General features: G+C 38.1%; 18 protein-coding genes. All 18 read right to left on the bottom strand.

What is annotated here, in order from left to right:
- Window positions 1–471, bottom strand: coding sequence for a ribosome maturation factor RimP (gene rimP, locus H280_RS0100555; RefSeq protein ID WP_020059152.1), 471 nt, complete (start codon window positions 469–471; stop codon window positions 1–3).
- 340 nt (window positions 472–811) lie between these two features.
- Window positions 812–5,113 (bottom strand): PolC-type DNA polymerase III, encoded by a 4,302-nt coding sequence (locus tag H280_RS0100560; protein WP_020059153.1) that lies wholly within the window; start codon window positions 5,111–5,113, stop codon window positions 812–814.
- Window positions 5,114–5,195: 82 nt separating this feature from the next.
- Window positions 5,196–6,893: a proline--tRNA ligase gene (locus H280_RS0100565; protein ID WP_020059154.1), complete on the bottom strand. Its 1,698-nt coding sequence runs from the start codon at window positions 6,891–6,893 to the stop codon at window positions 5,196–5,198.
- A 15-nt stretch (window positions 6,894–6,908) separates the two neighbouring features.
- Entirely contained in the window at window positions 6,909–8,165 is a 1,257-nt protein-coding gene (gene rseP, locus H280_RS0100570) for an RIP metalloprotease RseP (protein WP_020059155.1), read from the bottom strand.
- Between the two features lie 18 nt (window positions 8,166–8,183).
- Complete coding sequence (gene dxr / locus H280_RS0100575; RefSeq protein WP_020059156.1) at window positions 8,184–9,326, bottom strand: 1-deoxy-D-xylulose-5-phosphate reductoisomerase; 1,143 nt, start codon at window positions 9,324–9,326, stop codon at window positions 8,184–8,186.
- Between the two features lie 23 nt (window positions 9,327–9,349).
- On the bottom strand, window positions 9,350–10,138 hold the full coding sequence (locus H280_RS0100580) for a phosphatidate cytidylyltransferase (RefSeq protein ID WP_020059157.1): 789 nt from the start codon (window positions 10,136–10,138) through the stop codon (window positions 9,350–9,352).
- Between the two features lie 17 nt (window positions 10,139–10,155).
- Window positions 10,156–10,932 carry an isoprenyl transferase gene (locus tag H280_RS0100585; RefSeq protein ID WP_020059158.1) on the bottom strand — a complete coding sequence of 259 codons (777 nt, stop codon included), beginning with the start codon at window positions 10,930–10,932 and terminating at the stop codon, window positions 10,156–10,158.
- An 85-nt stretch (window positions 10,933–11,017) separates the two neighbouring features.
- Complete coding sequence (frr, locus tag H280_RS0100590) at window positions 11,018–11,575, bottom strand: ribosome recycling factor (RefSeq protein WP_020059159.1); 558 nt, start codon at window positions 11,573–11,575, stop codon at window positions 11,018–11,020.
- Window position 11,576: 1 nt separating this feature from the next.
- Window positions 11,577–12,299, bottom strand: coding sequence for a UMP kinase (pyrH, locus tag H280_RS0100595; RefSeq protein WP_020059160.1), 723 nt, complete (start codon window positions 12,297–12,299; stop codon window positions 11,577–11,579).
- A gap of 65 nt (window positions 12,300–12,364) precedes the next feature.
- Window positions 12,365–13,252, bottom strand: coding sequence for a translation elongation factor Ts (gene tsf, locus H280_RS0100600; RefSeq protein ID WP_020059161.1), 888 nt, complete (start codon window positions 13,250–13,252; stop codon window positions 12,365–12,367).
- A gap of 80 nt (window positions 13,253–13,332) precedes the next feature.
- Window positions 13,333–14,034 carry a 30S ribosomal protein S2 gene (gene rpsB / locus H280_RS0100605; RefSeq protein ID WP_020059162.1) on the bottom strand — a complete coding sequence of 234 codons (702 nt, stop codon included), beginning with the start codon at window positions 14,032–14,034 and terminating at the stop codon, window positions 13,333–13,335.
- Between the two features lie 558 nt (window positions 14,035–14,592).
- Complete coding sequence (gene codY / locus H280_RS0100610; protein ID WP_020059163.1) at window positions 14,593–15,372, bottom strand: GTP-sensing pleiotropic transcriptional regulator CodY; 780 nt, start codon at window positions 15,370–15,372, stop codon at window positions 14,593–14,595.
- Between the two features lie 76 nt (window positions 15,373–15,448).
- Window positions 15,449–16,846, bottom strand: coding sequence for an HslU--HslV peptidase ATPase subunit (hslU, locus tag H280_RS0100615; RefSeq protein WP_020059164.1), 1,398 nt, complete (start codon window positions 16,844–16,846; stop codon window positions 15,449–15,451).
- Between the two features lie 22 nt (window positions 16,847–16,868).
- On the bottom strand, window positions 16,869–17,411 hold the full coding sequence (gene hslV / locus H280_RS0100620) for an ATP-dependent protease subunit HslV (protein WP_020059165.1): 543 nt from the start codon (window positions 17,409–17,411) through the stop codon (window positions 16,869–16,871).
- A 444-nt stretch (window positions 17,412–17,855) separates the two neighbouring features.
- Window positions 17,856–18,761, bottom strand: a complete 906-nt coding sequence (gene xerC, locus H280_RS0100625; RefSeq protein WP_020059166.1) for a tyrosine recombinase XerC — start codon at window positions 18,759–18,761, stop codon at window positions 17,856–17,858.
- A 65-nt stretch (window positions 18,762–18,826) separates the two neighbouring features.
- Window positions 18,827–20,131, bottom strand: coding sequence for an FADH(2)-oxidizing methylenetetrahydrofolate--tRNA-(uracil(54)-C(5))-methyltransferase TrmFO (trmFO, locus tag H280_RS0100630; RefSeq protein WP_020059167.1), 1,305 nt, complete (start codon window positions 20,129–20,131; stop codon window positions 18,827–18,829).
- Window positions 20,132–20,182: 51 nt separating this feature from the next.
- Complete coding sequence (gene topA, locus H280_RS0100635; protein WP_020059168.1) at window positions 20,183–22,261, bottom strand: type I DNA topoisomerase; 2,079 nt, start codon at window positions 22,259–22,261, stop codon at window positions 20,183–20,185.
- A gap of 381 nt (window positions 22,262–22,642) precedes the next feature.
- Entirely contained in the window at window positions 22,643–23,530 is an 888-nt protein-coding gene (gene dprA / locus H280_RS0100640; protein ID WP_020059169.1) for a DNA-processing protein DprA, read from the bottom strand.
- Between the last annotated feature and the right edge of the window lie 84 nt (window positions 23,531–23,614).

Below are 23,614 nucleotides of genomic sequence, written 5' to 3' on the forward strand. Positions count from 1 at the left end.
CTAAAACGTAACTGCAAGTCGCGCATTGGCAACTTTATCCATTGGAATTTGGATTTCTTTTTTACGTGTTTTAATTGTTAATAGTAATGTAATTGTTGTTCCATCATATGCAAGTAGTTTTCCTTCAAACATTTTCTCACCATCGATTGGCTCGTATGTTTTAATTGAAACTTGTTTGTCTACTGCTTGGTGGAAATCTTTTTCTTTCTTTAATGGACGCTCCGCTCCTGGAGAGGATACATCTAAAAAGTAAAGATGAGGAATTGGATCCTCTTTATCTAAAGCTTCACTTAACCGCTCACTTACCGCACCACAGTCCTCAATATCTACTCCAGTATCAGAGTCAATGGATACGCGTAAAAACCAATCTTTTCCTTCTTTCACATACTCTACATCTACAAGCTCAAGGCCAAGCTCTTCGACAATTGGCTGCGTAAGTGCTTCAACAACTTCTGTAACTTTCTTATCCATAAACAGCCTCCTTTCTGCCGCCATGTAACAGTTGAAAGACTTCATCCTGCGTACTTTTAACCAATGCAGTTTGTATATTCTTTCTCGTTAGCTAACAAAAGCCCCTGCTAATAAGCAGGGAATATCTGTCTTAGTATTACCAAATTTAAGAAGTAAAACTTGTAACAAAATATGTATATACGACAGAAGCGTCTACGTAAATTTCAGACGCAAAAACGTAGATAGTAAAACGAAAGAGTGGGTTTCCCCACTCTTTTTTTCACAAAATATACATGCCATGGTTATCTCGCTATCTAGTATAGCATAGCAACCATGGTTTTGCAAAGACTTTTCCTACCTATTAGAACAGTGATAACTGATTTTGATCTGGTAGTTCTCCTAAACAACCTTGACTATCTAAATACTCAATAATTGTTTTTGAAATCTTGCTGCGCTGTTGTAAATCCTCTTTCGATAAAAATTCGCCATTTTCACGTGCTGCTACAATATTTAATGCCGCATTTGTACCAAGACCCGGTATTGCATTAAACGGTGGAATCAATGTATTTCCATCAATAATAAAGTCAGTTGCACTAGAGCGATATAAATCAACCTTTTGGAATGAGTAACCACGTTCACACATTTCAAGTGTCATTTCCAATACTGTTAATAAGCTTTTCTCTTTCGGCGATGCATCTAATCCTTTTTGCGCAATTTCATCAATTTTAACGCGGATAGATGCTGAACCTTTAGCCATTGCCTCTAAATCAAAATCATCGGCACGAACTGTGAAATATGCCGCATAGAATAAAAGCGCAAAATGCACTTTGAAATACGCAATGCGCACAGCCATGAGTACATATGCTGCCGCATGGGCCTTTGGGAACATATACTTAATCTTTTTACATGATTCAATATACCATCCCGGCACATTATTATTGCGCATTTCCTCTTCCCACTCTGAAGGTACACCTTTCCCTTTACGTACAGATTCCATAATTTTAAACGCTAAAGATGGTTCTAAACCTTGGTATATTAAATACACCATAATGTCATCACGACAACCAATTACTTCACTCAGTGTACACGTGCCATCATAAATAAGTTCATTTGCATTTCCAAGCCATACATCTGTACCGTGAGATAGTCCAGAAATTTGGACAAGCTCTGAGAATGTCGTCGGCTTCGTTTCCTCTAACATTTGGCGAACAAATTTTGTACCAAATTCCGGGATACCAAGTGTACCTGTTTTACAGTTAATTTGTTCCTCTGTTACGCCAAGTGATTCTGTACCTGAGAAAATTTTCATTACTTCTGGATCATCGGTTGGAATCGTCTTCGGATCAACTCCACTTAAATCTTGAAGCATACGAATCACTGTCGGATCATCGTGTCCAAGTATATCAAGTTTTAATAAGTTATCATGGATAGAATGGAAATCAAAATGTGTAGTTCTCCATTCTGCCTCTAAAGAATCTGCTGGATATTGGATCGGTGTAAAATCAAAGACATCCATGTAATCTGGAACTACGATAATACCACCTGGATGTTGCCCTGTCGTTCTCTTAACACCAGTACACCCTGATACAAGACGATCTACCTCTGCTCCTCGTATCGTTAAATTATGGTCTGAAGCATAGCCTTTCACATAACCATACGCGGTCTTTTCGGCAACAGTACCTATTGTTCCAGCACGATATACATTATCTTCACCGAACAGTACTTTCGTATAGTTATGGGCACGAGGCTGGTATTCTCCTGAAAAGTTCAAATCAATATCCGGAACCTTATCTCCTTTAAAACCAAGGAACGTTTCGAACGGAATATCATGACCATCTTTTTTATATGCAGTTCCGCAATTTGGACAATCTTTATCAGGTAAATCAAATCCAGAACCGACCGATCCATCATTAAAGAACTGCGATTGCTTACAATTTGGGCAAACATAATGCGGCGGCAATGGGTTTACCTCTGTAATTTCCATCATTGTCGCAACAAATGATGAACCAACTGAACCACGCGAACCAACAAGATAGCCATCGATAAGCGATTTCTTTACAAGCTTATGAGAAATCAAGTAAATAACAGCAAATCCATGTCCAATAATACTTTTCAATTCTTTTTCCAAGCGGGCTTCTACAATTTCTGGAAGTTCATCTCCGTAAATACTTCGCGCCATTACGTAACTCATATCCCGCGTTTCATCATCTGCACCTTCAATTTTTGGCGTGTAAAGATCATCTTTTACAGGCTTTACGTCCCCAATCATTGATGCGACTTTTTGTGTATTTGTTACAACAATTTCTTTTGCTTTCTCTTCACCTAAGAAAGAGAAGCATTCTAACATTTCATCTGTTGTTCGGAAATACACAGGCGGCAATGAATGACGGTTTAATGGATTCGCTCCGCCTTGCGAACTCACTAAAATTTTCCGATACATTGCATCTTCTGGATTTAAATAATGAACATTTCCAGTTCCAACAACAGGCTTATCTAACGTTTCACCTAACTTTACTAAGTTAGAAATAATTGTTTTTAATTGACCTTCATCACGAACGAGCTCAAGTTCTACCAAATGCCGTAACACTTCTGGAGGCATTACCTCAATGTAATCATAGAACTGGGCAATTTCCTCTACTTCTTCCGGTGCCTTTTGCATCATCGCTTCAAATACTTCACCTTTATCGCAAGCTGTACCGACTAATATACCTTCGCGATATTTCTTTAATAAAGAACGCGGGATACGAGGTACGCGGTAGAAATATTGAAGATGCGCGTAAGAAACAAGTTTATATAAATTTTTCAGCCCTTCATCCGACGTTGCAAGCAGTGTCACATGACTTGGGCGTCCACGTTTATACGCATCTCCTTGTCCCATACTATCATTTAGCTGATCGTGATATTCAAAACCTTTTTCAATTACACTTTTTAGCATTTTCACAAGCAAATATCCAGTTGCTTCTGTATCATAAATCGCGCGGTGATGTTGCGTTAATTCAATATCAAGCTTTTTACATAACGTATTTAAACGATGGTTTTTCATCTCTGGAAATAAGAAGCGCGCCAACTCTAACGTATCGATAACTGGGTTTTTCGTTTTTTCTAATCCACTTTTCTTAAATCCAACGTTTAAAAATCCCATATCAAAGCTGGCATTATGAGCTACAAGCGTATGATCCCCCATCCACTGTTCAAACTTTTTAAATACCTCTTCTACTTCCGGGGCATCCGTTAGCATATCATCTGTAATACCAGTTAATTCAATGATTGTTGCTGATAGCGGTTGATGTGGATTGGCAAAGGATTCAAAACGATCAATAATCTCTCCGCCCTTTACTTTTACAGCAGCAAGCTCAATAACCGTATCATAAACAGCCGATAATCCTGTTGTCTCAACGTCAAATACAACATATGTTTCGTCTGCAAGTAATCGATGTTCCTCATTATAGGCAATTGGCACACCGTCATTCACAAGGTTCGCTTCTACACCAAAAATCACTTTAATTCCTGCTTTTTTTCCAGCAGAATACGCTTCAGGAAAAGATTGTGCAACAGCATGATCTGTTATAGCTACCGCTTCATGTCCCCATTTTGCTGCTTGACTCACAAGTGTAGATGCAGAAGTTACAGCATCCATTTGACTCATCGGCGTATGCATATGCAGCTCTACCCTTTTTTCTCCTTCTGGTGCTTTATCTTTACGAGATGGTCCTGTTATTTCATTAATATCGTTTGCAATCATGACTAAATCCCGAACAAAAGTATCATTTTGAACAGATCCGCGTGCTTTCACCCACATTCCTTTTTTCAATGATTGTAAGAGTGGAATATCTTCTTTATCGCGTGAAAACATTTTAATCATAATGGAATCGGTGTAATCAGTTATCTTTAATGTCAATAACGTACGTCCGCTACGAAGTTCTTTTGTTTCCACATGGAAGACATAACCTTGAACAGTTTTTCTTCTTTCTTCATCTTGAATTTCACGTAGTGGTGTAATCTCCTCATCAGGCTTAATGAGATAACCGAGTACAATCGGCCCTTCGTGTACAACATCATTTTCTTCCGCTTGTTTCTTGGCCATTTCTTCCATGGCTTGTATAACACGCTGACGATCCTCTTGCTGTGTTTGTTCACGAAACTTTTGAACTTCCTCTTCATTTTGTTTTATATTTGTTTCTAACTGAAAACGAGGAAATCCAAAAACTTCATATTGGTCTCCGACTGGCTTAGCAAGATTTTTCTTTAGCGCAGTAGATTCTAAATCATTATTCACATCAAGTAACAACTTCACTCCGGTTACATGCGGAAGTTGCTTTTTTAAATACGCAAACATAGGTGAGAAAGTAATTCGATCTGTACAGAGCGGCCAATACGCCTTAACCTCTTCTTCCGTAAATTGCTTATTCTCTGTTTCTAGTGAAAATGATGTTTTTGCAATATGAGAAAATGACTGCTTAAGCTGTGTTTCAAGCAATTCATATAATTCTGTTGGTAAAATACGTGGTACTTGTAAATCAAAATGCCAACTCTTATTTGCTTTATCAACAACTAACCTTTGAATGCCACCACCTTGTAAATATTGATTGATAAGGTCTTCAGGCATTTGTAACTGCTCAAGCAAAATTTGAAATCGCTCTTGTTGTTCGTTTGTTAATGACATAAGCAACCTCCTTCCATCTGCTATTATAAATTGAAACGTTCCACAAAGAAAGAGAAGGTACCTCACCTGGAGGTACCTCTTCTTATTTTAAAATATTTGCAATGTATGTGTGAAGTTCTTCGACTTTCACTTCTGCTGATTCATTTGTTGCACGTACTTTTACTTCAACAATACCTTCATCAGCCTTTTTACCAACTGTTACTCGAACCGGAAGACCGAATAAATCTGCATCAGCAAATTTTACACCGGCACGCTCTGTACGGTCATCTAATAATACTTCATATCCTTGTTCTTGTAATGAATTGTAGATATTTCCACCCACTTCACGCTGTACATCAGATTTCATATTTACTGGAATCACGTGTACATGGAATGGTGCAACTGCTTTTGGCCAAACCAAACCATTTTCATCATTAAATTGCTCAGCAATAGCTGCAACTGTACGAGATACGCCAATTCCGTAGCAACCCATAATGATCGGCTGCGTTTTACCATTTTCATCCAGGAATGTTGCATTCATAGATTCACTGTAGCGAGTACCTAGTTTAAAGACATGTCCTACCTCAATACCGCGAGCAAAACGAATTGTTCCCTCACCATCTGGAGAAAGGTCTCCTTCTTGAATAAAACGCAAATCAGTATATTGGCTTACTTTAAAGTCACGTTCTGGATTTACATTCACATAATGGAAACCTTCTTCATTTGCTCCGCAGCATCCATTTACGATAGCCTGCACTGCATGATCAGCAATGATTTCTACTTCTGCTGTGCCGATTGGACCTAAAGAACCGACTTCACAGTTTAACAGCTCTTTTACTTCTTCATGCGTTGCAAGTTCAACAACAGAAGCACCGTATAAGTTTTTCAACTTCACATCGTTTACTTCATGATCGCCGCGAACGAGTACAACGATAAACTTCTCGTCTATTTTAAAGACCATAGATTTAATACAATTTGTTGCTTCAATATTTAAGAATGCACATACTTCTTCAATTGCTTTTTGATCTGGCGTTGCTACTTTTTCAAGTGCTTTTTCTACTTCACCGCTCTTTTCATAAGAAGCAATAACAGGTGCCATCTCAATATTTGCAGCATAGTCAGATGTATCAGAATATGCGATTGTGTCTTCCCCTACGTCTGATAATACCATAAATTCATGTGTATCTTTTCCGCCCATCGCTCCAGAATCAGCAATAACAGCACGGAAATTTAAACCGCAACGTGTGAAAATATTAGAGTACGCTTGAAACAGACGGTTATATACCTCGTCTAAACTCTCTTGCGTTGCGTGGAAAGAATATGCATCCTTCATTAAAAATTCTCTTCCGCGCAACAAACCAAAACGAGGTCTTTGTTCATCACGGAATTTTGTTTGAATTTGATAAAGTGTTAAAGGTAATTTCTTATATGACTTAATTTCATCGCGTACAAGATCAGTAATCACCTCTTCATGCGTTGCTCCTAAAGCAAATTCACGATTATTACGATCATTCATACGCATTAATTCTGAACCATATGAATACCAGCGTCCAGATTCTTGCCATAATTCAGCTGCTTGAAGAGCTGGCATTAACAATTCTACAGCACCAGCTTTCTCCATTTCTTCACGAACAATACGTTCTACTTTATGCAGCACTTTCAGACCAAGCGGTAAAAAACTATATATGCCTGAAGCGTTTTGACGCATAAATCCTGCGCGTAATAGAAGCTGATGACTTTTTATTTCTGCATCAGCTGGCACTTCACGCAGTGTAGGACTAAATATCATACTTTGTTTCATTCTATAGCACCTCTTTTATAAGAAAAACTTCCGTATATCATTCCATGTTACCACTAACATCAATAACATTAATAAAGCAAAACCAATAAAGTGAACCATTCCTTCTTTTTGACGGTCAATCGGCTTCCCGCGGAGCGCTTCAATTAAGAAGAAGAACAGACGCCCTCCATCAAGTGCAGGAACAGGTAATAAATTAAACAAACCAAGATTTATACTTAAAACAGCTGCTAAGCTCATCACACGAATCGTACCATATTCTACAACTTGGTCTGTTAAATTATAAATCCCTACTGGACCAGATAAATCGTTAATAGAAAAATGTCCTGTAACGAGCTGAATAAGTGAGACAAATATGAGCTTTGTCCATCTGTATGTTTCTTCAAACCCCGATTTGATTGAACCTAAGACTGATTTCTCAACAGGTGATTGTACACCGAGTCTACCAACTGTAACGTCGCCCTCTTTTTCAGCAGCTGGAGTAACTTGAATTACTACTTTTTTACTATCACGTGTTACATCCATCGTAATTTCTTTTCCTGGATTTCCACGGACGATACTCGTAACATCTTTCCAACTATTTGTTGGCTTCTTATTAATCGACGTAATGATATCATCTTCGTGTAAGCCTACTTTCTCTGCTACACTACCAGATACGACTTTTCCAATCATTGGTTTATCTACTGGAATCCCCTGTACGAAACCGATGATAACAAAGATAACAAAGGCAAGCACAAAGTTCATAGCAGGACCAGCAACAATGGCAAGCGCTCGTTGTCCTAGTGTTTTTGAACCAAACTGCCGGTTAAACGGCGCAATTTGTGTCTCTTCTCCTGCGGAAACACAGCGAGCTTTCTCATGCACTCGAAATGTTTGTAACTCTTCTTCATACTCTTCATAGCCAGATATGGTCAACTTATGTTCCAAGTCAGCTTGTTCTACTTCAACGATACGAATATTTGGATATTTTTCACGATTATCCAAAACAATTTTTATAACCTCTTCTTTTTCATTTAGAACAAGACCTACTTTTGTCCCAGGTTTTAGTTCAACTGTTTCTGGATCCTCTCCAGCCATTCGTACATAGCCACCAAGCGGAAGTAAACGAATTGTATAAACTGTTTCATTTTTTTCAAACGAGTACAATTTTGGACCAAAACCGATGGCAAATTCACGACACAAAATGCCAGCACGTTTGGCAAAGTACAAATGTCCAAGTTCATGGAAAAATACAAGTGCACCGAAAATTAAAATAAAGGCAATCGCTGTATTCAATTCTCATAACCACCTTTGCTAAATTTGTTCCATCACAAACCGTCTTGTGGCAGCATCAATGTCTTGAATTTCTTCTAAGCTTGGACGCGCAATGACATTGTGATGGTGCATTGCTTTTTCAATGAGTTCTTCCACTGTTAAGAAACTGATTTTCTTTTGCAGAAAAGCTTCTACAGCAGCCTCATTAGCTGCATTCATCACAGTTGGCATACTTCCTCCCATTTTTCCAGCTTCATATGCAAATTGAAGACAGCGGAAACGTTCCATATCCATTGTTTGAAAATGTAACGTACCAATCTCCCATAAATTCAGCTGTTTAGCGTTTGGAAGTGAAAAACGATCAGGGTAAGTAAGTGCATATTGAATTGGAACACGCATATCAGGTGTACCAAGTTGCGCCATTACACTGCGATCTTCAAACTCAACCATAGAGTGAATGATACTCTCTTTATGTAATACAACATCGATTTGCTCATAAGGAATATTAAAAAGCCAATGCGCTTCAATAACCTCTAATCCCTTATTCATCATTGTAGCAGAATCAATAGTAATTTTCGAACCCATAGACCAGTTTGGATGACAGAGTGCATCCTCCACTGTTACATGTTTAAGCTCATCCCTCGTTTTATCTCGGAAACTTCCACCTGATGCCGTTAAAATCAATCTAGAAATACGCTTCTCATTTTCCCCATTCAAGCATTGAAAAATAGCAGAATGTTCACTATCTACCGGAAGCAAAGGTACGTTATGTTTCTTTGCAGCTTCTATAACTAAATGGCCTGCTGTTACTAATGTTTCTTTATTTGCAATTGCAATCGTTTTTTTCGCTTCAATTGCTCGTAATGTCGGTAATAATCCGACACTCCCAACAACAGCGTTTACAACTATTTCTGCATCTGGATGAAGTGCAACTGCAAGCAGCCCTTCATCTCCATATACAACTTTCGTATTTCCACAAACCGTCTGTAATTTCAAAGCTTCTTCTTTCTGCTGTACAGAAACAATTTCAGGAGAAAATTCTTGAATCATCTGCTGAGCAAACTCAATATTTCTTCCAACAGAAAAAGCAACGAGACGGAATTTGTCTTGGTGCGTGCGCAATACATCTAATGTTTGCGTTCCAATTGAGCCGCTTGCACCTAATAAACTAATGGTTTTCATTACTTCTACTCCTCGTCCATTCATTAAATGAAATGTAAGAAATGTAATAGCGGTAATACAAATAGCCAACTATCCGTGCGATCGAGAATACCACCATGCCCTGGCAAAATCGTACCTGAATCTTTCACACCGTAATGACGTTTAAATGCTGACTCTACTAAGTCTCCAATTTGGCCAAATACCGCTATTGCAATTGTAACTGCAATAAGGACAGCTATATTGGAATGGACCGGTAAAAACGCATTATACACAAGTGCAACAACAATTCCACATAAAATGCCACCGATAGAACCTTCTATCGTTTTATTTGGACTAATCTCGGGCCAAAGCTTCCGTTTCCCGATAGCTTTTCCGATAAAATAAGCGCCGGAATCCGTTGCCCAAATTACAAACAGCGCATAAAATACGTACTGAATTCCTGCAATACGTGTTTCATTTAAATAAAAGAAACCCATTGCGACATATGTTGTTGCCATTAATAAAAATGCAGCATTGTCAAAAGTAAATGTATTCTTAGAGAGGACCGTATATGATAAAAGTAATAAGACAATTACAAATGTAATTTCTCCTTTTGATAAACCTATTGTTTCAAATACGTCCGCTACATTACTTGGAACTAAACTAACCCATAACAATAATGCTGCTAAAATTGTTGGTACAGAAATAATTGTTAGTTTGTTCATTCGAATTAATTCATATAACCCAACAGAAGCTAATGCATACACTAAAATTGTAAAAGGCACGCCACCGTAAAATACGATGGGGATGAATAGCGCGGCAGCAATCACTCCATTAATTATTCTCTGTTTCACTACCAAACCCTCTCTTTCTACACGCCTCCAAATCTGCGACCTCTATTTTGGAAGTCAGTAATAGACTGTAATAAATGTTCCTCTGTAAAATCTGGCCAAAATACATCGGTAAAACAAAACTCTGTATAAGCAATTTGCCATAACATAAAATTACTTATACGAAGCTCACCGCTTGTCCGGATCAGCAAATCAGGATCAGGCAATGTTCTTGTCATTAAATACGAAGAAATTGTTTCTTCTGTTATGCCTTCAGAATGAAGTTTTCCTTCCTCACTATCCTTCACCATATTTTGTACAGCAGACACAATTTCATCACGACTTCCATAGTTTAACGCAAAATTTAAAATTAACCCCGTGTTTTCTTTTGTATCTTCAATTGCTTTATCCATCGCTCTTCGCGTATGAGTTGGAAGGCGATCCTTTTGTCCTATCACACGTACTTGTACATTTTCTTCAACAAGTTCTGGTAAAAATGTACCTAGAAACTCTTCAGGAAGTTTCATTAAATAATCCACTTCTAATTTTGGTCTTTTCCAGTTCTCTGTAGAGAAGGCATAAAGAGTCAACACTTTAACACCGAGCCTACTGGCAAACTTCGTAATTTTCTTTACGACTTGCATCCCTTCATGATGACCTGCAATACGGGGCATCGCTCTTCTTTTCGCCCATCTTCCATTGCCATCCATAATGATTGCAATATGTGCTGGAATTTCTCCTTTTTTTGCTTCTTCTACGAGATGATCAAACGACGCAATCTTATTGCCTTTAAAAAAAGGAAGTTTTCTAAACATCATTCAAACCCTCCAACGAGCAGACATATGCCTAAAAGTGTAAAAAGACCCCCTTAAGAAGAGGGTCATATTTGCGAAAGTTTCGCGATTACACTTCCATAATTTCTTTTTCTTTGTTTTTTGTAACTTCATCAACTTTTACGATATACTTATCTGTTTCTTTTTGAATATCTTCTGTATATCCTCTTAAGTCATCTTCTGTAATGTCGCCGTTTTTCTCAAGTTTTTTTAGATCATCATTTGCATCGCGGCGTACGTTACGAACAGCTACTTTTGCATCTTCAGAATATTTCTTCACAACTTTAACAAGTTCACGACGACGTTCTTCTGTTAACGCAGGGAATGCGATACGAATAACAGTACCATCATTAGAAGGATTTAACCCTAAATCAGCTTTTAAAATCGCCTTCTCAATATCACCGATAGATGTCTTATCATACGGTTGAATAACTAGTAAACGAGCTTCTGGTACTGTGATATTTGCTAATTGTACAACTGGCGTTGGTGCACCGTAGTAATCTACTTGTACTTTATCTAACACAGAAGCACTCGCACGACCTGCACGAACTGTTGAAAGTTCACGAGAATATGCTGCAACTGCTTTCTCCATTTTTTCTTTTGCATTATTCATTACTTGTTGCGCCATTTTATTTCCCCCTTACAATTGTTCCGATATTTTCGCCGAGAACGGCACGCTTAATATTTCCTTCTTCCATAATTGAGAATACAATTAGTGGAATGTCATTGTCCATACATAAAGAAGAAGCTGTAGAATCCATTACACCTAAACCTTCTTTTAAGACATCTAAATATGTAAGTGACTCATATTTTGTTGCTGTTTCATCAATAGTTGGATCTGCACTGTATACGCCATCTACATTATTTTTCGCCATTAAAATAACATCTGCCTCAATCTCAGCTGCGCGTAATGCCGCTGTTGTATCAGTAGAGAAGTAAGGGTTACCTGTACCTGCTGCAAAAATTACAACACGCTTCTTCTCTAAGTGACGATTTGCTTTACGACGAATATAAGGTTCTGCCACTTGGCGCATTTCAATAGAAGTTTGCACACGAGTTTGAACTCCTAAATTTTCCAAGCTATCTTGAAGAGCTAAGGAATTCATCACTGTTGCTAACATACCCATATAGTCTGCTGTTGCACGATCCATTCCCATCTCGCTCCCGATTTTCCCACGCCAAATGTTACCGCCACCAACAACGACTGCAACTTCTACATCAAGCTCAGCAACTTCTTTTACTTGCTGTGCAACCGATTTAATAACAGATGGGTTAATTCCAAACCCTTTATCTCCAGCTAAAGCTTCACCGCTTAGCTTTAATACAACACGATCATATTTTGGCTTACCCATAATGAACCTCCAGTACTTGCATCTTTATTTTAAAAAAGGGAACACAATGTGTCCCCCAATCTTTATTAGTTGTTACCTTTTACTTGGTTCATTACTTCTTCAGCAAAGTTGTCTTCACGTTTTTCGATACCTTCACCAACAGCGTAGCGAACGAATCCTTTTAATGTTCCGCCTTTAGACTCAACAAACTGACGAACTTTCATATCAGGGTTTTTAACGAATGCTTGGTCAAGTAAGCAAATCTCTTCGAAGAATTTGCCAAGACGACCTTCAACCATTTTCGCAACGATTTTTTCTGGCTTCCCTTCATTTAAAGCTTGTTGTGTTAATACTTGACGCTCATGCTCAACTTCTTCAGCTGTTACAGCATCGCGGTCGATGTATTTAGGATTAACTGCTGCAATGTGCATTGCTACATCTTTAGCAGCTGCTTCATCTGTAGAACCTTCAAGAACTGTTAATACACCAATGCGTCCACCCATGTGTAGGTAAGCACCGAATGCATCAGCATCAGTTTTTGATACGATTTCGAAACGACGAAGTGTAAGTTTTTCACCAATTTTAGCGATTGCTTCGTTGATGTGCTCTTCTACTGTTTTGCCGCTTGAAATTGTTTGAGCCATAGCTTCTTCAATGTTAGCAGGTTTATTAGTTAATAAGTGAGCAGCTAATTCTTTAATTAATGTTTGGAAACCTTCGTTTTTCGCAACGAAATCAGTTTCAGAGTTTAATTCTAAGATTAAAGCGTCGTTACCGTTTGCTTCGATGTAAGTTAAACCTTCAGCAGCAATGCGGTCTGCTTTTTTCGCAGCTTTCGCAATACCTTTCTCACGTAAGAAGTCAATTGCTTTCTCCATGTCACCGTTAGTTTCTGTTAGCGCTTTTTTGCAATCCATCATACCTGCGCCAGTTTTTTCACGAAGTTCTTTTACCATTTGTGCAGTAATTGCCATGCTTTTCATCCTCCTAAAATATGTATATACCTTAAAAAAGGTGATAAAAGGCCTACCCCCTTATCACCTTTCTAAATTTGTTACGCAGTAACAGTTTCTTCACCTTGTTTTGCTTCAAGGATCGCGTCTGCCATTTTAGATGTAAGAAGTTTTACAGCACGAATTGCATCATCGTTTGCTGGGATTACATGATCGATTTCATCTGGATCACAGTTTGTATCAACAATACCGATGATTGGAATGTTTAATTTGCGTGCTTCAGCAACAGCGATACGCTCTTTACGAGGGTCTACTACGAATAATGCATCTGGAAGACCTTTCATATCTTTAATGCCGCCTAAGAATTTTTCAAGACGCTCTAATTCTTTCTTAAGTTGTACAACTTCTTTCTTAGGAAGTACTTCGAAAGTGCCATCTTCTTGCATTTTTTCGATGTCTTTAAGGCGTTTAATACGCTTTTGAATTGTTTGGAAGTTTGTTAACGTACCACCTAACCAACGTTGGTTAACGAAGTACATACCAGCGCGAGTTGCTTCTTCTTTAATAGCATCTTGTGCTTGTTTTTTTGTACCTACGAATAATACGTTACCGCCGTTAGCAGCGATATCTCTCATTACGTTGAATGCTTCTTCAACTTTTTTCACAGTTTTTTGTAAGTCGATGATGTAGATACCGTTACGCTCTGTGAAAATGTAACGTTTCATTTTTGGGTTCCAACGACGAGTTTGATGTCCGAAGTGAACACCAGCTTCAAGCAATTGCTTCATAGAAATTACTGACATAATTTAGTTCCTCCTAAATGGTTTTTGATATCCTCCGTTCACTTCATCTTTAAGCGAAACTACAAACGTAGCACCAACACTTAAATCAATGAACGTGTGTACTTTGTACTGACACCACTGACAACTATATCACAACAAAATATCACAATCAAGTCGAAAATACATACATTGTGAAACTTTCTTTTTCATTGCTCTTTTTTGCTATGAAATCATTACTCACTCTTTATAACATTCCCATTTTTCATTCTTTTTACGCTAGTATTCCACTGAAAAGAATAGTTTTATGTCAATTTTTTAATAGGGATTTATGTATGAATCCCTTTTGATTTTTCAAAACAGAGATTACTGCTATGAAAAAAGAACCTGCACTGGCTTACTCTCTAGTTTTCACTGCGCATGCGGCAGAAAAAGGCCCTGACCGCTTCTATGCACGGCCAGTTCCTCTTCCCTCCCCTAAAAAGGGGGTTTATATCCATTTTTTAACTTGTATTTATATATGCTACTCCTACTAAAAAAAGCTCTTCTGCATTACACAGGAGAGCTTTTAGTCTATTGAAATTAGTTTGTTTTTAGTTTCGCAAGCTCATGTAAAAACTTGTCATTTAATACTTTGATGTATGTTCCTTTCATACCTAAAGAACGAGACTCAATTACACCAGCACTTTCTAACTTACGAAGTGCGTTTACAATTACAGAACGTGTAATACCTACACGATCAGCAATTTTACTTGCAACAAGTAAACCTTCTGTTCCATTTAACTCTTCAAAAATATGTTCAATTGCTTCTAGTTCACTGTATGATAATGAGCTAATTGCCATTTGTACAACCGCTTTACTACGTGCTTCTTCTTCAATTTCTTCCGCTTTTTCACGTAGAATTTCCATACCTACTACAGTAGAACTATATTCAGCAAGAATTAAATCATCATCTAAAAACTCTTGACCAAGACGTGCTAATACTAATGTACCTAGACGCTCACCACCACCAACGATTGGTACAATAGTTGTTAAACCTTGACCAAATAATTCTCTGTTTTCTACAGGGAACGCTGTATACTCACTGTTTACTTCTAAGTTTGGAGATGTTTCAGTTACATTGAATAAGTTCTTTGTATATTCTTCTGGGAACTGACGCTCCGCAAGCATTTGTTTCATGCGCTCGTTTTCGATTTGTTGGTGAATTGCATATCCTAATAATTTTCCGCGACGACTTACAATAAACACGTTCGCTTCAATTACTTCACACATCGTGTCAGCCATTTCTCTAAAGTTTACTGGTTTTCCTGCTGCGCTCTGTAATAACGCATTTAATTTTCTTGTTTTTGCTAATAATTCCATTTCTAAATTTCCTCCTACACATTATTCACATAGTTTTAATCACTTGGAAACTAGGGCGAGTCACCTGATGATACTATTACAAAATAAACTGGCTCACATCTTTATTTTTAGCAATCGTCGCTAATTTTTCCTCTACATACTGAGGTGTTATCGTTATCTTTTCTAACGTAATTTCAGATGCTTCAAACGATAAATCTTCAAGAAGTTTTTCCATAATGGTATGAAGCCTTCTTGCTCCAATATTATCTGTGTCTTGATTGACTTGATAGGCAATCTCGGCAATCTTACGAATAGCTTCGTCAGAAAATTCAATTTCTATACCTTCAGTTTCCAATAATGCTATATATTGTTTTACTAAAGCATTATCTGGTTCTACAAGAATTTTCACGAAATCGTCCGCTGTCAATTTCGTCAATTCTACACGAATCGGGAATCTTCCTTGCAGTTCCGGAATTAAATCTGACGGCTTTGACATATGAAAAGCACCCGCTGCAATGAATAAAACATAATCCGTTCTTATCGGTCCATATTTTGTCACAACAGTCGATCCTTCCACAATCGGTAAGATGTCTCGCTGCACGCCTTCACGTGATACATCAACACTATTCGATTGTTTACCAGCAATTTTGTCAATCTCATCAATAAAAATAATCCCAAGTTGTTCAGCACGATAAACGGCTTCTTGTGTAACTTCATCCATATCAATTAAGCGCTGTGCTTCTTCATTTGTCAAGACTTTTCTTGCTTCTTTTACAGAAAGTTTACGTTTTTTTGTTTTTTTCGGCATAAAACTTCCAAGTGCATCTTGAAAATTCATACCCATCTGTTCCATTCCTGTACCTTGGAGCATATCGAACATAGATGATTGCTGTTCTGTCACTTCAATCGTAATCAATTCATCTTCGAGCAAACCAGCAGCAAGCTGTTTTTCTACTTCTTTTCGTTTTTGCTCTACTTCTCTCTCATCCTGTTTTTCCGTTGTTGGAGCGGTGTTTTGATTTTGATATCCACCAAACAACATTTCTAACGGATTTTTAAATCCTGATTCTTTTTGTTTATGCGGCACTAAAATTTCAACAATTCGTTGATTAGCTTGCTCTTCTGCTTTGTCTTTAACATGAATCATTTTTTCTTCTTTTACAATTCGAACGGAAGTCTCTACAAGATCACGAACCATAGATTCAACATCACGACCAACATAACCTACTTCTGTAAACTTTGTTGCCTCTACTTTAATAAAAGGAGCACCAACAAGCTTTGCAATACGACGCGCCACTTCTGTTTTTCCGACCCCTGTCGGTCCAATCATTAAAATATTTTTTGGTGCAATTTCATCGCGAAGTCCTTCTGCCAATTTACTGCGGCGATAACGATTTCTAAGTGCCACTGCAACTGCTTTTTTCGCATCTTTTTGACCGATAATATATTGATCTAATTTTTCTACAATTTGTCGCGGAGTAAAATGTAAATGCATTTAAAATGCCTCCCTTACAGTTCTACAGTTCTTCTACAATAATATTTTCATTTGTATATACGCAAATATTGCTAGCGATTTCTAAACTCGCCTTTGCAATTTCTCTTGCTGTGAAATGAGAACCTGCATGTTGTTTTAAAGCGCGCCCTGCCGCAAGTGCGTAATGCCCACCAGAACCAATTGCTAAAATGCCATCATCAGGTTCAATCACTTCACCCGTTCCTGAAACAAGCAACAGCGTATTTTTATCCATAACAATTAACATTGCCTCTAGTTGGCGAAGCATCTTATCCCCCCGCCACTGCTTTGCCATTTCTACTGAAGCTCGCTGTAAATTACCATTGTATTCTTCAAGCTTCCCTTCAAACATCTCAAATAATGTAAAAGCATCAGCCACAGAACCTGCAAAACCAGCTAACACTTTGCCATGAAATAATTTTCGAACTTTACGAGCTGTATGCTTCATAACGACAGCATTTCCAAGCGTAACTTGCCCGTCACCAGCCATTGCACATTCTCCATTATGGTGAATCGCAAATATTGTTGTAGCATGGAAGTTTCCCATAGAAAAAACTCCTTTATTTGTTTTTATCCCGCTATTCGTAGGCAGTAATACTCCCACCTCAAAATTCGGTGAAAACATTGTCCAGTTCCAGTGGCTAGAATGTTCGGTGACTTCACTTCTTCCTACGAGGTAAAAAACACCTCTTCGTCAGAAGATCCATCCCCCTCACATTCTGGACGAGCCACTTCCACTTTTCTTTGTTGTCCAGCTCTAGCGGCTAGAATCTCCGGTCGTTTCGCCCCCTCGGACGAGGCAAAAAGCGCCTCTCTGCCTTGGGCGTGGGCGTCCTGCGATTCTGAGCGAGCCGCTTCCGCTTTTCTTAAGAAGTTAGGTGGGAGATAAACTGCCCGTAAAAGCCCGATTGGTGAAAGCTAACTATTAGTGATTAAGAAGAAGAATCCCCTCCACCGATAGTAGTTTCACTTTATAACTTTTAAAAGCAATTTATGCGCGAGGATGGTGCATCATGTAAACCGAGCGTAATCTTTCTTTTGAGACGTGCGTATAAATTTGTGTCGCCGATAAATTTTCATGTCCTAATAATTCTTGTATAGCCCTTAAATCCGCCCCTTCATTTAACATATGGGTTGCAAATGTATGTCTTAACATATGCGGACTTATATGCATTGTAAGGGATGTTTTTTTTATTAGTTCATTTAAAATATATCGAACCCCTCGATCAGTTAGCCGTGTGCCTTTCGCATTTAAAAACACCATTTGAGAGTGTTCTTGCGATTTTTTTTCCAATTGTTTTCTCCCATTTTCTATGTAAGTTAGTAAAGCATCTTGTGCATAACTACCGAAAGGAACATAGCGTTGTTTCTTTCCTTTTCCCATCACCAAAATTGTACCTGTTGAAAAGTCAATATCCGTAAGCTGAAGCTGCACGAATTCGCTCACACGAATACCTGTCGCATACATAAGTTCCAATAAAGCTTGATCTCGTTGCCCTAGTGGTTTAGAAATATCCGAAACTTCAAATAACTTTTCTAATTCTTCATTGTACAAAAATTTCGGAATTGACCATTCTTTTTTTGGGAGCGCGGCAAGTGCAAATGGATTATCTCCCCGATATCCTTCACGCATCAAGAAGCGATACAGACTCCGCAAACTCGAGATTTTTCGCGCTACAGACTTCCTTGCTAACTTTTCATTATGCAAAGTTGTTAAATATAAACGAACATCAGCATACGTAACATCCTCAAAAGTCAAAATACCTTCTCGCTTCATAAATTGTACAAAATGTTCTATATCGTTTTGATAACTTGCAATTGTATATTTTGAATAATTTCTTTCAATTTGTAAATATCCGACGAATAATTGTAACATTTTATTCACATCTTCATTCATTCTCTTCACCTCAATAAAGGCTACTAAATCGTATCACAATTTAGTAGCCTTTGCAAGAAACTTGACTAAATATTTACAAAATTTTGAATTGTTTCTAATGCGCGATTTGCATACGCTTCATTACGCTCTTGCTTCTTTTTAATTTTCTTTTCTAGCGGTGCAAATAGCCCAAAATTGGCATTCATCGGTTGGAAATTTTTCACATTCGTCGTTGTAATGTAATTCGCCATACTTCCCATTGCTGTTACTGCTGGTAAAACAACTGGTTCTTCACTTTTCACAAGCCGAGCTGCATTTATACCTGCTAATAAGCCCGAAGCAGCTGATTCTACGTATCCCTCTACTCCAGTCATTTGTCCTGCAAAGAATAAATCATCACGATTTTTATATTGGTACGTTGGACGAAGTAATTTCGGTGAATTAATAAATGTATTACGATGCATTACACCATAGCGTACGATTTCTGCATTTTCTAATCCAGGAATCAATTGTAACACTTCTTTTTGCGGTCCCCACTTTAAGTGTGTTTGGAAACCGACAATATTGTATAACGTTCCTGCTGCATCATCTTGACGTAATTGTACAACAGCATACGGTGTTTTCCCTGTTTTTGGGTCCTCTAATCCGACTGGCTTCATCGGCCCAAAGACTAAAGTTTGTCTACCGCGGCTTGCCATGACTTCTACTGGCATACACCCTTCAAAGAAAATTTCTTTCTCAAATTCTTTTAACGGCACTGTTTCCGCAGCAATTAACGCATCATAAAAACGGTTAAATTCTTCCTCTGTCATCGGGCAGTTTAAATATGCTGCTTCCCCTTTGTCATAACGGGATTTTAAATATACTTTCTCCATATCAATGCTATCTTTTTCTACAATTGGCGCTGCTGCATCATAGAAGTAAAAATAATCCTCACCTGTTAGCTCTTTCAGTTGCGATGCTAGACTCGGTGAAGTAAGAGGGCCCGTTGCAATAACAGTAGGTCCTTCTGGGATTTCTGTAATTTCTTCATTCATTACCGTCACGTTCGGATGATTTTTCACATATTCCGTTACTTTAGTCGCAAATTCATGACGGTCAACAGCTAGCGCACCACCTGCTGGCACAGAACATTCGTCTGCCGCACGAATAATAACAGAATCCATACGACGCATTTCTTCTTTAATTACACCAACTGCGTTCGTTAATGTATTTGCGCGAAGCGAGTTACTGCATACAAGCTCAGCAAATTTATCCGTATGATGAGCTGGTGTTTGTTTTACCGGTCGCATTTCATATAATCTTACTTGGACCCCGCGCTTTGCAATTTGATAAGCCGCTTCACTTCCCGCAAGACCTGCACCAATTACGTTTACTACTTGTGTTGTCATGTATCTCACCTTTCTTTTTGCATTTCCCGAAAAAAATGTGAGCTGGTAGGCTCACATTTGTTGTTCTTCTTCATAATCACAAGAAATACACTGTACTTGAACGCCTTTTTTCAACTTCTTCTCAACAAGCATACCTTCGCACTTTGGACATTTTCGACCAATCGGTTTATCCCAAGAAACAAAGTCACACTCTGGATATGTACCACAACCGTAAAAAAGACGTTTCTTTTTGTTGCTTCGTCGTTCAATAATTTGTCCTTCATTACATTTTGGGCATGTAACACCGATTTCTTTTACAATCGGTTTTGTATTTCGGCAATCTGGAAAATTAGAACAAGCCATGAACTTTCCGAATTTACCCATTTTGAAGACCATTGGATGACCGCACAGTTCACAGTCTTCCCCAGCAGGTTCATCTTTAATTTCTACTTCGCGCATTTCTTTCTCTGCTTTTTCCAAACGCGGCTCAAACTCTTGGTAGAAATCATCGACAATTTGTACCCAATTCGCGTTTCCCTCTTCCACTTCATCAAGATTTTTCTCCATATTAGCTGTAAACTCAATGTTAATAATTTCAGGGAAAAACTCTAAAATAAGTTCGGTTACAATTCCGCCAAGTTCAGTCGGAACAAATCGCTTATTGTCTAATCCTACATACCCACGTTTTTGAATTGTCTCTAGCGTCGGTACATATGTAGACGGTCTACCAATTCCCAGTTCCTCTAACGTTTTTACTAAACGTGCCTCTGTATAACGCGGTGGCGGCTGTGTGAAGTGCTGTTTTGGTTCGACATCTTTAGAAAAGACCGTTTCTCCTATATCTAGATGCGGTAACATTTTATCCTTCTCTTCTGTCCCGTCATCTTTCGATTCCACGTACACCTTCATAAATCCTGGGAACTTCACAACAGATCCATGTGCACGAAATTGAACAGAATTGTTTATCAGTGTAGCTGTAACAGTATCCATTATAGCTGATGCCATTTGACTTGCAACAAATCGCTCCCAAATCAGTTTATATAAACGATATTGGTCACGGCTCAAATAACTTTTTAGTTCATCAGGCTTACGCAAAACAGATGACGGACGAATCGCTTCATGCGCATCTTGTGCTTTTGCTTTTTTCGATTCTTTCTTTTTTTGTGCTCCTATGTAGTCTGCACCAAATGCTTCTTCAATATAAGAACGTGCTTCTTGCTGTGCCGTTTCTGAAATTCTCGTTGAATCCGTTCTCATATAGGTAATTAATCCAACTGTCCCTTGCTTTCCAATATCAATACCTTCATAAAGCTGCTGTGCAAGCATCATCGTTTTCTTCGCTCGCATATTTAACTTTCTTGCAGCTTCTTGTTGCAGAGAAGATGTCGTAAACGGTAATGCCGAATTACGTTTACGCTCTTTTTTCGTTACATTTTCAACTGAAAACGCATTTTCTCGCATTTTTTCAATGATTTCATTTACTTGTTGTTCATTTGTTAATTCAACTTTTTCCCCGTTTATTCCATAAAAGGCCGCTTCAAACGTCTCTTTCCCTTTTACAAATTCAGTTTTAATTGTCCAGAATTCTTCTGGTATAAACGCTTGAATTTCTTTTTCGCGTTCTATAATTAAGCGAACTGCAACAGACTGCACACGACCTGCACTTAATCCTTTTTTTACTTTCTTCCATAATAAAGGACTAATATTATAACCAACAAGTCTATCAAGTACACGTCTTGCTTGCTGTGCATCCACTAAATCCATATTAATTGCACGAGGATGTTTAAAAGATTCTTTAATAGCATCTTTGGTAATTTCATTAAATACAACTCGGCAATCCGACTCCACATCTACGTTCAGCGTATTTGCTAAATGCCAAGCAATCGCTTCTCCTTCGCGATCTGGATCGGCTGCAAGATACACTTTTTTCACTTTTTTTGCCGCTGTTTTCAAATCTTTTAAAACAGGCCCTTTACCACGAATGGTAATATACTTCGGGGTGAAGTTATTTTTCACATCTATCCCCGTTTGGCTTTTAGGTAAATCGCGAACATGGCCCATTGACGCGACTACTTTGTATTTTTTTCCTAAATATTTTTCAATGGTTTTCGCCTTAGAAGGCGACTCCACGATTACAAGGTAATCTGACATGCTAGTGCCTCCTTAAGAGGTGGATTCAAGTCTACATCTTTATTCACACAAAAGCTCCTTCCTCAAAGTTTCTAAAACTTTTTGGACGGATTATTGACTAATATTATTGATTTATCTCATTTTTGTCAATCAACAATGAATATAACATACAGTGACTATCTACTATTTGTCAATAATTGTTTAATAAAAAACATGAAATATACTGTATAAATTCAATTTAAAAAAGATATAAAACCCATTCTTTTTAGGTGGGCGGGAGCATCTGGCCATGCATAGGAGCGGTCAGGGCCTTTATTTGCCACATGCGTGCTTCAAAACACAAGGTAGATAGCAAGTACATACTCTTTTTTTCTGCATAGCAGTAATCTATATGTCGAAAAATTAAAATGGATTCATATTATAATTTGAAAGCTCTTCTATCACATCTTCGGCACTTTGAACCAATTTTGCTCCTTGTTGGATGAGCTGATTCGTTCCAGCCGCACTCTCAATATAATTAGGTCCCGGCATAGCAAATACTTCTCTATTTTGTTCTAAGGCGCAATCTGCTGTTATAAGAGAACCGCTGCGCGCTTTCGCCTCTACTACGAGAACCCCTTGACAAAGCCCACTTATAATACGGTTTCGTCTCGGAAAATACCATTTTTGCGGTGTATAATGCGGAGGGTACTCCGTTAGAAGCAAAATTTTATTTTTCCATTTTTCACAAAAACCTTGATTTTTCTTTGGATACATATATTGTAGACCATGTCCTAATACTGCAATTGTCGCAAAAGACTGCTCTACTGCAATTTCATGCGCAATTGTATCAATTCCACTTGCAAGACCACTCACGATTAGCCAGTCATTATTCATAAGCGGTTGTAAAATAGATTGTATGCTTCCTTTTCCGTATAAAGAAGGATTTCGTGTTCCAACAACAGCTATTTTTTTGGACCATTGCAATAATTCTTTCTTCCCCTTTCCATATAAAACATATGGCGGATCTGGGATTTCTCGCAATAAACTCGGATAATCATCATCCCATATCGTCATGTAAAAAACGTGTTCATCTTGTAATTGTTGAGTGTAAAAAGAAGGCGATGTTTTTTGAAGATAAGAAACGAGTGCATAGGCTTTTTGTATGGATAACCCAAGGAATTTTTCAATTTGAGGAGCTTGAAAGGAATAAATATCCGTTAACTGAGGATCAATAACTAATAAGCGCCTCAGTACTTTCCACTGATCTGCCAAGAAGTAGTGAAGATGTAATAATCTTTCACGTTTCATATTCATTCTCCTTACCCATAATTTAGATTATGTTAACTAAGAAAGGGATAAAAGACACCCACTTTTACAGAAGGTGTCTTTCTA

It is taken from the genome of Bacillus sp. 123MFChir2 (assembly GCF_000383235.1).
In the GTDB taxonomy this organism is placed as follows: Bacteria; Bacillota; Bacilli; order Bacillales; family Bacillaceae_G; genus Bacillus_A.

Bases quoted from the DNA above. Each gene is read 5' to 3' on its own strand.
- rimP (WP_020059152.1), bottom strand. From the start codon at position 471: ATGGATAAGAAAGTTACAGAAGTTGTTGAAGCACTTACGCAGCCAATT.
- H280_RS0100560 (WP_020059153.1), bottom strand. From the start codon at position 5,113: ATGTCATTAACAAACGAACAACAAGAGCGATTTCAAATTTTGCTTGAG.
- H280_RS0100565 (WP_020059154.1), bottom strand. From the start codon at position 6,893: ATGAAACAAAGTATGATATTTAGTCCTACACTGCGTGAAGTGCCAGCT.
- dxr (WP_020059156.1), bottom strand. From the start codon at position 9,326: ATGAAAACCATTAGTTTATTAGGTGCAAGCGGCTCAATTGGAACGCAA.
- H280_RS0100585 (WP_020059158.1), bottom strand. From the start codon at position 10,932: ATGATGTTTAGAAAACTTCCTTTTTTTAAAGGCAATAAGATTGCGTCG.
- frr (WP_020059159.1), bottom strand. From the start codon at position 11,575: ATGGCGCAACAAGTAATGAATAATGCAAAAGAAAAAATGGAGAAAGCA.
- pyrH (WP_020059160.1), bottom strand. From the start codon at position 12,299: ATGGGTAAGCCAAAATATGATCGTGTTGTATTAAAGCTAAGCGGTGAA.
- tsf (WP_020059161.1), bottom strand. From the start codon at position 13,252: ATGGCAATTACTGCACAAATGGTAAAAGAACTTCGTGAAAAAACTGGC.
- rpsB (WP_020059162.1), bottom strand. From the start codon at position 14,034: ATGTCAGTAATTTCTATGAAGCAATTGCTTGAAGCTGGTGTTCACTTC.
- codY (WP_020059163.1), bottom strand. From the start codon at position 15,372: ATGGAATTATTAGCAAAAACAAGAAAATTAAATGCGTTATTACAGAGC.
- hslU (WP_020059164.1), bottom strand. From the start codon at position 16,846: ATGCATTTACATTTTACTCCGCGACAAATTGTAGAAAAATTAGATCAA.
- hslV (WP_020059165.1), bottom strand. From the start codon at position 17,411: ATGGGAAACTTCCATGCTACAACAATATTTGCGATTCACCATAATGGA.
- xerC (WP_020059166.1), bottom strand. From the start codon at position 18,761: ATGAATGAAGATGTGAATAAAATGTTACAATTATTCGTCGGATATTTA.
- trmFO (WP_020059167.1), bottom strand. From the start codon at position 20,131: ATGACAACACAAGTAGTAAACGTAATTGGTGCAGGTCTTGCGGGAAGT.
- topA (WP_020059168.1), bottom strand. From the start codon at position 22,261: ATGTCAGATTACCTTGTAATCGTGGAGTCGCCTTCTAAGGCGAAAACC.
- dprA (WP_020059169.1), bottom strand. From the start codon at position 23,530: ATGAAACGTGAAAGATTATTACATCTTCACTACTTCTTGGCAGATCAG.